Consider the following 11,702-nt stretch of genomic DNA (forward strand, 5'->3'; position numbering starts at 1 on the left):
TCCGTTCAGTTCCGTTCCGCGCCGGGGCGCGCTGTGCCGTCGGCGAGGAAAGCTCCCGCCGCGCCCTGATTGACGAGGCGCGCCTCGTTATCGCCCGAGCGCAAGATTATAGTGCCGGGCACCAGGTCCAGCACGATGGTGTCGCCGCGAACGGCGTAGTTGACCGGGCCCTCATTGCCCTCATGATCCATCACGAGGATGGCGGGCATGGCGCGGCCGACCGGCCAGGTCATGAAAGTCGCATCGCCATCGTCGTAAATCTCTTCCGGCAGCAGGTTGATTGCACCGGTGCTTGCCCAGGCGCGGTTGACCGTGGCCGGATCGATAATGGCGTAATCGTCGTTCGCTGCGGCCATCTCTACGGCGTTTGCGGTGACGGCAGGCATGGCCTCGGCCAGCTGCTCATCGGGCTCGGGCTGGAGCTCCACCGGATAGGTAAAAGTCAGGATGTAAAGCGGGCTGCGCGAGGAAGGATTGGCGACCAGGTCGAACAGATAAGTGTGGCGGTTGGTCACCACCGTCATGTTGGTGCTGGCGCGCGGCGCGAGCGGCTTCACAAACAGGAGGTTCGCGCGGCGGTTCGGCGTGACCTGCCACGCCTGGCTGTCCCCGATGGCGACATTCTCGATAGCTTCGCCTTCGCCGAAGCGAATCGTCGTCTGCACATTCGTGCGGCCCTCGATGCGTACGATCTCCGTCGGATCGTAGAGCCGTTCCATCATGCGCGGATCGTTCTGCGCAGTTGCGGGAGCGGTCAGCAGGGCCGTGGCGAAAAGCGCGGCGGCTAGGCTGTGGCGGAACATCAGATTTTCTCCGTGGAGCGAATGGGCGCGGACCTGAAGCGGCTGCCGATGCCGCGCGCGCGCGATGGTGCCTGACCGTTAGTGCCGCCCGCATGAGGCGCGGCTGAACCGCCGATAATGCGGGTTTCGCGAATCGTGGTGCTGGATCCTGCGTCGTTGGCAGCCATGGGGGTGGCCGCCGCGACACGGATGTCGCGCGCTGGCGGCGGGCTCGCCTGCGCTGCGCGGTCCTGCGCCATCGTCCGGGTGAGGGTGGGAGAGACGGCGTGAACCTGCGGCGCGGCGGGCGCAGGTGCGGTAGGCGCTTCGCCCCGATCCTTGCTCGTCAGCCCGAACACCGTCCAGCCGGAAACCATGGTGGAAAGCACCTTCACCACCATGAACATCAGCGCCAGATGCACCGCGCCTATCATGAAGAATGCCATCGCCGGACGCACGTCGATCTCGCCTGGGCTGGCGGCGAGGCTGGACAGCACCGGAACCGCCAGTTCCAGCATCAGCGATCCGCCGAGCACGGCGAAAAGCGGCGTCATCGCCATCAGCACCACGCCCTTCAGCCAGCCCACGAAAAGCCCGCGCGTTGCATCGAACAGCGCAGTCATGATGAAGATCGGGCCGAGGCCCATCAGGATGGCGAGCGCGATCTTGGTGGTTGCCAGAAGGCCGACCGTGCCGAGCAGCAGCATCGTGCCGCCGCTCCAGAGCAGGCCGGGCGGGGAGAACACGCTGGTATTGGCATCCATCGCATCGCCGCCGGACGCTTCCATCAGCGCGAGCATGACGGCATCCAGCTTGTCGGCAAAGATGGTGGTGGCGCTGCCATCGGTCCCCATCAACCAGGTGGCGATCTGGTCCGGCCCCAAAACGGCGAGATTCCAGAAGAACATCTGGAAGACGAACCAGCTGGTGGCGAATGTCACCACGCCGACCAGCGTCACCATCTTCGGCGTCAGGGAAGCGAGGCCGATGCGGGTGCGCCCTGTCATCAGCGCGAAGCCCAGCAGGGCGATAAAAATCGTCAGGACGGCGGTCAGCGTCGGGCCGAGGAAACTGCCATCGGCGAACAGGCGGTTGAACGCGGCTTCCGCCATCGCATTGGCCGCGCAGTCCACCCCGCGCAGGCTCGCGCCGATCCCGGCTCCTACCGCCTCCATGTCGCGCTGGCAGGTGGCTGCCACGGTGCCGAGCGTGCTCATTCCGCCGCCTCCCAGCTTTCATCGTCCAGCTCCTCGCCAGCCGGGCCGGGCCAGGGGCGCGAGGTGAGGGCGGGGAACCATTGTGCGGGATCGTCGCCGACGGCTTCGCGCAGCAGGTCGAGCCTCCGCACGCTGCTTTCCCTGCCCGAAAGCATGGTGAGCACTTCGGGTGCGCCGGAGAGGTCGAGCCGAACTACGACGCTGGCATCGGGCTGACGGACCAGGAAGCACCGCGAATGGGCGGGGAGGGACCGGATGAGTGCAAACTCGTGCTCGGTCAGGCCGAAGCCGTCGCAATAATCTTCGGGCCGCGCCCGCGCATTCGGCATGAACACCATCGTCGCTGTCTGCTCGACGAGTGCGGTCGAAATGCGGCTGTCTAGAGCATCGCGGGCCGACTGTGTCGCGAATCCGACCAGCGCATTGCGTTTGCGCAGGGTCTTGAGCCAGTCGCGAATTCGCGCGGCAAAAACTTCGTCGTCGAGTGCCTTCCAGCCCTCGTCGATCAGGATCATGGTCGGCTGCCCGTCCAGCCGTTCCTCGATGCGATGGAAGAGATACATCATGACCGGTGTCCGCAGCTTGGGATTTTCCAGCAGAGCGGTCATGTCGAAGCCCATCACGCGGGTCGACAGGTCGAGATTGTCGGTAGCGTTGTCGAACAGCCAGCCATTCTCGCCATCCTCGATCCACGCGGAAAGACGGTCCGCAAGATCGCCGGGCTGCGGGCGGCGGCTGCCGGACACCAGTTCCTTGAAGTGACGCAGGCGGCGCAGCGAGCTGTCATTGGCATAGGCCGCGTCGACAGCGGCGGCGATGGTTGCGCTTTCTTCCGGCCCCTCGGCCTGAAGCAGCACGGAAAGCCAGTCGCGCAGGAATCCGCGATTGCCGGGCGTATCGGGCAGGGCAAGCGGGTTGAAGCCGGTCGGTTCGCCCGATCGGATGCGGTCGTAACTGCCGCTGATACCGCGCACGAACAACTCCGCGCCGCGATCCTTGTCGAACAGGATGGTGCGGGGCGCGAACTTCTGGGCCTGCGCGGCAAGGAAGTTCATCACCACGGTCTTGCCGGACCCGCTCGGCCCGATGACCGAGAAATTGCCGAGATCGCCGTGGTGGAAGTTGAAGAAGAATGGCGTGGAACTGGTTGTCTGCAGCAGCGTGACCGCCTCGCCCCAGTGATTGCCGTCCGCCTGGCCGAGAGCGAAGCCATGCAAGGACCCGAAGCTCGCCATATTGGCGGTCGAGATCATCGCGCGGCGGACGAGGTAATTTTCATTGCCCGGGAACTGGCCCCAGAAGGCAGGCTCCAGATTGGTGTCCTCGCGCACGGCGATCGCGCCGGTGTCCGCGAGGTTCGCGGCGACGGCAGCGGTCGCATCGTCGAGCCTGTCGAGATTGCGTTCGCGCACCAGCACGGTGAGGTGATGATCGCCGAAGCCGACGCTGCCCGCGCCGAGTTCATCGCGCGCGGCCATCATGTCCGCCCGTTCGGCCTGCGCGTCCTCGTCTGCGCTTTTCAGGCGGCGAATGGCAAGGTCGATCCGCTCACGTGCGCTCTGGCGTTCCTGCGGCGCAAAGCTTTCGGAGACGATCATCTCATAAGGCAGGCGCAGCATGGAATCGAGCAGGCCCGGGCTCGTGGCTTCGGGATAGTCCTTGAGGCTGAGGATGCTCGCGAAATCGGCTCCGCCGCTGCCGCGTAGCTCCATCGCGTCGAGCCCGAAGCTTGCGCGGCGGTAAGGCAGCATGCGGCCGATATCGGTTTCCATATCGGGACGGCGCACCGGGCGCATCTCGCCATTGTAAAGCGCGCTCAGCAGTTCCAGCAGCTCGTTATTGGTCGTACCGGACGAGGTGGCATAATCGCCGAGCGGCTGCGCCCCGTATTCGCCGAGACTGGCAGCGAGCGCCTGGACGGCACCGCGAAGGCTCCGCAGATCCTTGGGATCGATCGCTTCGGCATCCTGCGCGCGGCGCTTGAACATCTTGCTCGCGCGTTCAGCCAGGCCCGCCTTGCCGCGCGCGGGGCGGCGCACCAGCGTCACGAACTGGTCGTTCACGAAGAGCGAGCCGCTGCTCAGCTTCTCGCGCCAGCGCCGGTCGATATGAGCGGATAGCGGATCTTCGAAATTGGCGTCCAGCTCCACGCTTACTCGGCGGCGGATCACGTGGTGATACATGACGAAGCGCGCATCGAGATTGGAACGCAGCATCACTTCGCGCGTCTGCGCATGAGCGTTCAGCGCGTCGGTTTCCTCGGTCTCGAACAGCAGACCGGGCACTTGCAGCGCGGCCATCAGAGAGCCATCGCGCAGTAGCAGCGTGCCGGAATCGACGAGGCGCGCATAGGGCAGGCGATCGCCCGCATGCGTCTCCTTCGCGCTCCATCCGGCGGCACCCAGCCACTTGGTTTTCATCGTCATGCTCCCGTCCGCCGCTTGCCTAAGCGGCGTAAGAATTGCAGCCCCAGCGCTTGTAATTCCTGACGCGCGGGCATTTGCTGACCTTGGTCAGCCAGAGATCGAAGAAGCGCGGTTCGCGCAGGCACGCGAAATAGCCGATCGCGTGCATGATAATGGGGATCGGGACGATCCAGAAGCTCTTGAGGATCAGGAACGCCTCGGTCGTGACGAGAGCGTTGATCACGAAATAGTTGAACGTCACGCCCGCAAACATCTGCGGGCGGGTGAGCGCGCGATGGACGGGGTGACGGGTCAGCTGCATGGTGTCTCTCGCTCGGCCTAAGCCGCTGCGCCCTGGATGCCGGCCACGATACTGGCCGCACCGAAGATGATGAACACGCCGATGATGACGGTCGCGCCGAAGCGCCAGTTGACCCGGCCCGTCAGCATCATGAAGCCGACAGCAGCCACCGCCATCACCGCGACGGTGGTCGCGACGGTGCCGAGCATCGTATCGCGCATCCAGCCAAAGGCATTGTTGATCGGCGAGGAACCGGCGGGATCCTGCGCATAAGCGGCGGATGGGATCAGCAGCGTGACAAAGGCAGCAAGGCGAGCAAGCAGGTGCATTCTAGTTCGGACTCCGCGAGTGATTGGAAAGGCGCCCCATGATGGCCGCGACGTAATGGCGTGTTTCACGGATGTTCGGAACACCGCCTGAACGGATGACGCGGCCCGGCCCGGCATTGTAGGCGGCCAGCGCCTTTTCCAGATCGCCATCGAAGCGGTCGAGCTGTTCGCGAAGGTAACGTGCGCCGCCTTCGAGATTGGCGATGGGATCGTCCGGATCGACGCCCAGATCGCGCGCCGTGCCGGGCATCAGCTGGGCGAGACCGCGCGCGCCGGCATGCGACACGGCATCGGCGCGCCAGCGACTTTCCTGCCAGACCAGCGCCTCTATCAGTGCAGGGCTGAGATCGTAACGCCGCGCGAGATCGGCGACGTGGGCGGCATAGACGCTCGGCACCACGGCGGCATGGATGGCCGGATCGGCAATGGCACTGTCGGGCAGAAATTGCGTCTGTTCGGCGGGCACTTCGGCGAGCGGCGCAGCTGCGACCGGGCCCTGCGCGGGCGGCAGGGCATCGCCGGTGATCCAGGCGGCTTGGCCGTCATTTCCGATTTCCAGCACCTGAGCCTGCGCGGGAAGCGCAGCAAAGGCGGTCAGCATCAGCGCCGCCAATGAGGTGCGAAATCGCAGAATCATCAATGTCCTCCGTCCAGGTCGCTGTGCTTACAACAAATGACACAGGCGTGACAGTGCCCGGCTCCAACGCCGAACGCCCGGCAGACACAGTCCGCCGGGTATCGGGGTTACAGGCTTTTGGTTAATTTTGCGAGAACCGGCCGGACCGGGACCGTTCAGCGCGATGCCAGCGCGAGGACTTGCACCGTGCCAAGGGCGAGGCGCGCGGCGTCGCGGGACTCGATCCAGCTGCCATCCGCAAGCTCGACTTCGTATTCGATCTCACTGTCGAGCGCGGCGGAATAATAGAATTCGGCCCGCTCGAGATTGCCGAGCTGGGTGTAGGCATTGCCGAGATTGATAAGCACGGCGGGATCGCCCGGCTCGTCTTCCAGTTCGGCCAGCAGGACGGGCAGTGCGGCTTCGGCATCGCCTGCAATCAGCTCTTCGTAGGCGACTTCGCGCGTCTCGCGATTTTGCTCGACCATCTCGGCAGTGACGGCCTGCGAAAACATCAGCGGCGCGATTACGAGTGTGGCAAACATGGCATCATCTCCGACTTGGATTTGATGCGGTTATGCGCGGAGCGGCCATCAGCTGCAACAAAACTGTCACATTGTCACAAATCCGAAACAAAACTCGTCGGTGCACCAACTGGTGCGCGCGGTGGATAAGTAAAAACTTGCGTTCTCAATGGCTTGGGAAATAGCCGCTGCGATTCCCCGAAGCGTCACATTCCCGAAAACAAACTGTCACGGGGCGGGCCTATCTGCGGTTCTGCAAGAACAAAAACCGCATTTCCCATCGATTCTCAGCTCATGAGGGGCCGTTCGCCGTGACCAGACTTTCCCGTTCGTTCATCCTTGGCAGTTTCATTCTCGCACTCGCCGCCTGCGGGCCGGAGGAAATCGCGTCCCCCGGCACGGGCGGCAATGTCATCATCAACAATCCTCCGGCCACGCCGACCCCGACGCCGACGAGCGGCGATACGGGCGTCACGCCCGCCATTGGCTGCCCGACCATCGCCGATGCGCAGGGCCTGACCGATGAAGGCACGATCAGCGGGCCGGAAGGCGAATGGCGCGTCTGCGCGACCCCGCTGCGCTTCAACACTTCGTCCACCCTGCCGCAGATCGAAGGCCTGCTCTATCGTCTGCCGGGCCAGGTGAATGTCGGGACCGATGGCGGACCCGCCGCCGATGATAGCGATGGCTTGCCCGACACGAATGTGACGCTCACCATCGAGCCTGGCGTCATCATCTACGCCGCCGGTTCGTCTTTCCTCAACGTGACCCGCGGCAACCGGATCGATGCCGAGGGCACCGAGGACGAGCCCATCATCTTCACCAGCCGCGACAACATTCTCGGCCTCAACAACAACGATTCTTCCGGCCAGTGGGGCGGCGTCGTGCTTTCGGGCCGCGCGCCCGTCACCGACTGTTTCGAGCCTGCGGCAAGGCCGGGCAGCGTCGATTGCGAACGCCAGGTCGAAGGCGCTGCGGATCCGAGCTTCTTCGGCGGCAACGATCCTGACGATGACTCCGGCTCCATGAGCTATGTCCAGCTCCGCTATTCGGGCTTCGTGCTTTCGGGCGATAACGAATTGCAGGCGCTGACCACGGGCGGCACCGGTCGCGGTACGCAGCTCAGCTACATCCAGACGGTGAATTCCTCGGACGATGGCGTCGAGTTCTTCGGCGGCTTCGTGAACCTGAAATACCTGATCGTCGCGGGTGCGGAGGACGATTCGATCGACACCGACACCGGCGTGAAGGCGAACATGCAGTTCGTCATCGCGGCGCAGCGACAGGGCATCGGCGATACTATCATCGAGGCCGATTCCAGCAATGGCCTGGAAGACCAGACCCCCCGCCAGAATACCACGATCGCGAACGCCACTTTCATTCAGCGTCGCGATGGCGATCAGGCGGTTCGCATTCGCGGCGGCGCCGATTACGGGCTCTACAACACGCTGATCTGGGATGCGTCGACGGCAGGGACACCGTGCATCCGTATCGACAATTCGCAGACTGTCCGCGCCGCCAATGCCGGCCTCGACGACGTCGGCCCGCCTCGCTTCAACGCCGTGGCGCTCGATTGCGGTGCCGATTTCCGAGACGGTAGCGGCGGAATTACCGCGGCCCAGGCCGAGGGAATCTTTGACGGTGGCAGCGGCAACAACAAGAGCTTCACCAACACCCTCGTGAACGGATATCTGAACGGCGATGGCGAGAACAATTTCGCCGACACCTTCGACGTCGACAGTCTGGGCGACTTCTTCGACGATGCCGACTTTATCGGCGCAGTCCGCAGCGACAATGACTGGACCGAAGGCTGGACCTGCGACTCCTCGGCAGTGAGCTTCGGCGACAATACCGGCAGCTGCCTCGACATCCCGGTTTTCGACGACTGAGCCGGGAGCGGGGCGCGCAACGCGATGCCCCGCGCCACACAGAATCGCGCGGGCGGCAGGCTGGGGCCGCCGCCCGTTTCGCACAATGGATCGTAGGCGGGATATCGTCCTCATGAACACCACCGGGACCACCACTGGCAGGCAATTGGCGGCGCTGCTGCTTCTCACCACTGCGATGACCATGCCCGGCATGGCTGCGGCGCAGGACGCGCCCGCTGCCGGCGGACCGCTCGCACCGACCGAGCAGGATGTGGAGCAGGAACAGGATGCGATAGCGCCCGACGCCGCCGACCCTACCGATCCAGAGGATGCGGTAGAGGATCCCGACATCTCGATCCCGGGCGGCGCGATCATCGTGACGGGACGGATCAACCGCGATCCGGTGCAGAACTCCAGCCAGGTCGTCAGCGTGCTCTCGACCGAGGAAATCGCGCGCACGGGCGAAGGCGATATTGCCGGCGCGCTCGGCCGCGTCACCGGTCTTTCGGTGCAGGGGCAGGGCTTCGTCTATGTTCGTGGCCTTGGCGACCGCTATTCGCTCGCGCTGCTGAACGGCCTGCCGCTGCCATCGCCGCAGCCGCTGAGCCGCGTGGTGCCTCTCGACATCTTCCCGACCAATGTCGTCGCCTCCAGCCTTGTGCAGAAGACCTACTCGGCAAACTTTCCTGGCGAATTCGGCGGCGGCGTCATCAATCTCACGACCCGCGCCGTGCCCGATGAAAGCTTCGTCACGGTCGGCGGCGGCATCAGCGGCAATACCGAAACGACGTTCCAGCCCGGCCTTTCTTACTACGGCTCCGACTATGACTGGTTCGGCTTCGACGATGGTACGCGCGATGCGCCGCCTGCACTGCAGACCTATTTCGACAGCGGCCTTCGCCTCAGCGATATTCCGCTCGACCCCGACCAGAGTTTCAACGACGCGCCCACCACGCAGGCCGATATCGCCAAGCAGCTGGGCAATCCGAACCTGATCCTGCTGCAGCGCCTGGGCGACGTGCCCGCCAACTGGTCCGCCAGTATCACGGCCGGCACGTCGACCGACGTTTTCTCCGATGGCCAGCTCGGCGTGGTGTTCACCGGCTCGATCAGCAACAAATGGCGCACACGCGATATCATTTCGCAATCGGTGCTGGCCGATTTCACACTCGACACCGATTTTCGCGACGTGGTGACGGACAACCGCATCCTCGCCAACGCCATGCTCGGCATCGGGCTGGAAGTGGGCGATCACCAGTTCCGCTTCACCAACCTCTTCATCCGCGACACGCAGAAGCAGGCGACGCTGTCGGTCGGCGAGGATTTCCAGGATGACGACAGCATCCAGCAGCAGCAGACCGGCTGGTTCGAACGCCAGCTGATCGACAGCCAGCTAGTGGCTGAGCTCGAATTCGGCAATCTCGGCGTGGATTTGCGCGGTGGCTATGCCCGCACCGATCGCGAGGCGCCGTTCGAATACACCTTCACCTATGTGCGCGACAATTCGTCGGGCCGGTTCGGCGACACTTTCATCAACGTGCTGGACCGGCAGACCGGCGATGCCGCGGTGGTGTTCTCCGACTTGACCGAAGAGCTCTGGGCAGGAGGCATCGACCTCAGCTATCCGATCTTCGACAGCTTCGTCACCACGGTCGGCTATGCCTATACCGATACCGAGCGTTTCTCCGAGCGGCGCGAGTTTCTCTTCAACGCGCCCACCAGCTTTCCCGACGGCGTCGGCGCGCTGCGCCCCGACCTGCTGCTGGGCGATGCGATCATCGACTTCTTCGATATCGGCCTGATCGAATCGACGCAGGCCGATCCCGCCTTCGACGCGGGCCTCGAAATTCATGCCGGCTACGGCAAGATCAATTGGGAGCCGATCGTCGGCGTCGCTCTGGACGCGGGCGTTCGGTATGAAACCGCGACGCAGACGGTCGATCCGGCGCAGGTCTTCGATACCGTGACCAGCTCGACCGCCTCCACCCTGCTCGAAAACGAGTATTGGCTGCCTGCCGCGACCATCACCGTCGAGCCGATGGACGATCTCCAGCTGCGCGCCGCCGCCAGCCGCACCATTGCGCGCCCGCAATTTCGCGAGCTGATTTTCCAGACCTATTACGATCCGGAAACGAACCGCCAGTTCAACGGCAACCCTTTCCTGGTCGATAGTGAGCTGACCAATTATGAGATGCGCGCCGAATATTATCTCGGCGGCGGGGACCGGATTTCGGTCGCGGGCTTCTACAAGGATATCGAAAATCCGATCGAGGCCTTCTCCAGCTTCTCCGACAACGCGCAGCTCACCAGTTTCGCCAATGCCCCTTCGGCGGAGCTTTACGGCGTCGAGGCCGATCTCGCCTACACGCTCGACCTTATCGGACTGGGCGGCGGTTTCTTCGAGACCAAGGAACTCGGCATCTTTGCCAATTACACTTGGACGCAGTCGGAAATCTCGGTGCAGGATGACGACATCACCCGGCTGTTTCCCGGCGGAAACACGCCGGCATCAAACCTGTTTGCCGATGGCGTTCCGCTCACGGGCCAGTCGGATCACCTGGCGAATTTGCAGCTGAGCCTGCAGGATATCGACCAGCTGCAGCAATTCACCATCCTCGGCTCCTATGCCAGCGAGCGGGTGACCAGCCGCGGCACGGCAGGCCTGCCCGATATCGTCGAGGATCCGGGCCTGCGGATCGATCTCGTGTTTCGGCAGGGCTTCGACGCTTTCGGCAGTGAGGCGGAGCTCAAGTTGGAAGCGCGCAACATCTTCGGTCAGAACAACGAGGAATACCAGACGAACGGCACGGACCGGATCGAGATCAACACCTACGATCTCGGCACGACGCTGGGCGCATCCCTCTCGATTACCTTTTGAACGTATTCAAGACTTCGTAAGAGGCGGCCCCTGTCGAAAGGCGGGGGCCGTTCCGTGCGGGAGGCTCTACGGCGTGTCGAGCACGTAGCCCTTGCCGTGGACGGTGCGCAGCAATTCATGCGCGCCCACATCGCGCAGGCCTGCGCGCAATCGTTTGATCCAGACATCGACGGTGCGCAGATATTCGGGATCACCCGCCTTGCCGAGCGCCGCGATCAGTTCTTCGCGCGAGAAGATGCGATTTGGATTTTCCGCCAGGAAGCGCAGCACGCGAAATTCGTTCGGGCGCAGCACGATCCGCTCGCCATTCCAGCGCGCCTGTTCGCTGCCGATATTGACGGTCAGATCGCCGAGGGAAAGCTGCCTCTCGCCCGCCGCATCGCGGTCCACGCCGAACTGCGCCAGCACCCTGTCCAGCATAGCCTGCCGATCGAGCGGGCCGACCGCGTAATCGTCCGCCCCTGCGGCAAGAGCGCGGCGGCGATCTTCGGCATCGTCGCTATCGAGCATTATGGTGATGTGCGCGTGCTTCATCCGCTCGTCCGCGCGTAGGCGGCGGGTCAATTCCAGGCCGGAGCAATCGTCCAACAGCCAGTCTACGAATGCGCGCGGGGAGCCTTCCACCAATTGCACGGGGCCTTCGCAGGTCAGCTGCCCGAAGACGAAAGTGGTATCGCCATGCACGAACGGCTCTGACCGGGCGCCCCCGATATCGGTCGTGAAGATGCTGACGCGCTGCATTGTCCCGGAAGCCCTGTTGTCCCGGGACGATTGGTGCCGTG

At 63.9% G+C, this 11,702-nt stretch carries 10 protein-coding genes; 2 read left to right on the top strand and 8 right to left on the bottom strand.

Going from position 1 to position 11,702, the window contains the following annotated elements:
• Positions 1-5: 5 nt before the first annotated feature.
• The 7 genes from D6201_RS11285 to D6201_RS11315 all read right to left on the bottom strand — a co-directional run bounded on the left by D6201_RS11285 (position 6) and on the right by D6201_RS11315 (position 6,195).
• The gene (locus D6201_RS11285) at positions 6-803 is read right to left on the bottom strand and encodes a TrbG/VirB9 family P-type conjugative transfer protein (RefSeq protein ID WP_120048870.1); all 798 of its coding nucleotides are present in this window, start codon (positions 801-803) and stop codon (positions 6-8) included.
• Positions 803-1,999: a TrbL/VirB6 family protein gene (locus D6201_RS11290; protein ID WP_242447529.1), complete on the bottom strand. Its 1,197-nt coding sequence runs from the start codon at positions 1,997-1,999 to the stop codon at positions 803-805. Before D6201_RS11290 ends, D6201_RS11285 begins: the two co-directional genes overlap by 1 nt.
• Positions 1,996-4,425 carry a VirB4 family type IV secretion/conjugal transfer ATPase gene (locus D6201_RS11295; RefSeq protein ID WP_120048871.1) on the bottom strand — a complete coding sequence of 810 codons (2,430 nt, stop codon included), beginning with the start codon at positions 4,423-4,425 and terminating at the stop codon, positions 1,996-1,998. The genes D6201_RS11290 and D6201_RS11295 overlap by 4 nt, the downstream gene beginning before the upstream one ends.
• A 19-nt stretch (positions 4,426-4,444) precedes the next feature.
• Positions 4,445-4,726, bottom strand: coding sequence for a VirB3 family type IV secretion system protein (locus tag D6201_RS11300; RefSeq protein WP_120048872.1), 282 nt, complete (start codon positions 4,724-4,726; stop codon positions 4,445-4,447).
• Between the two features lie 17 nt (positions 4,727-4,743).
• Positions 4,744-5,034: a TrbC/VirB2 family protein gene (locus tag D6201_RS11305; protein WP_120048873.1), complete on the bottom strand. Its 291-nt coding sequence runs from the start codon at positions 5,032-5,034 to the stop codon at positions 4,744-4,746.
• Between the two features lies 1 nt (position 5,035).
• Complete coding sequence (locus D6201_RS11310) at positions 5,036-5,671, bottom strand: lytic transglycosylase domain-containing protein (protein ID WP_120048874.1); 636 nt, start codon at positions 5,669-5,671, stop codon at positions 5,036-5,038.
• A 155-nt stretch (positions 5,672-5,826) separates the two neighbouring features.
• Positions 5,827-6,195, bottom strand: coding sequence for a tetratricopeptide repeat protein (locus D6201_RS11315; RefSeq protein ID WP_120048875.1), 369 nt, complete (start codon positions 6,193-6,195; stop codon positions 5,827-5,829).
• Between the two features lie 290 nt (positions 6,196-6,485).
• On the opposite strand from D6201_RS11315, the gene D6201_RS11320 reads away from it, so the two are divergent.
• Together D6201_RS11320 and D6201_RS11325 are read left to right on the top strand one after the other, a co-directional pair.
• On the top strand, positions 6,486-8,063 hold the full coding sequence (locus D6201_RS11320) for a hypothetical protein (RefSeq protein WP_120048876.1): 1,578 nt from the start codon (positions 6,486-6,488) through the stop codon (positions 8,061-8,063).
• 112 nt (positions 8,064-8,175) lie between these two features.
• The gene (locus tag D6201_RS11325) at positions 8,176-10,920 is read left to right on the top strand and encodes a TonB-dependent receptor domain-containing protein (RefSeq protein ID WP_120048877.1); all 2,745 of its coding nucleotides are present in this window, start codon (positions 8,176-8,178) and stop codon (positions 10,918-10,920) included.
• A 66-nt stretch (positions 10,921-10,986) separates the two neighbouring features.
• On the opposite strand, the gene D6201_RS11330 is transcribed toward D6201_RS11325, so the two are convergent.
• On the bottom strand, positions 10,987-11,661 hold the full coding sequence (locus tag D6201_RS11330; RefSeq protein WP_120048878.1) for a response regulator transcription factor: 675 nt from the start codon (positions 11,659-11,661) through the stop codon (positions 10,987-10,989).
• Between the last annotated feature and the right edge of the window lie 41 nt (positions 11,662-11,702).

This window comes from Aurantiacibacter aquimixticola (assembly GCF_003605475.1).
Taxonomy (GTDB): Bacteria; Pseudomonadota; Alphaproteobacteria; order Sphingomonadales; family Sphingomonadaceae; genus Alteraurantiacibacter; species Alteraurantiacibacter aquimixticola_B.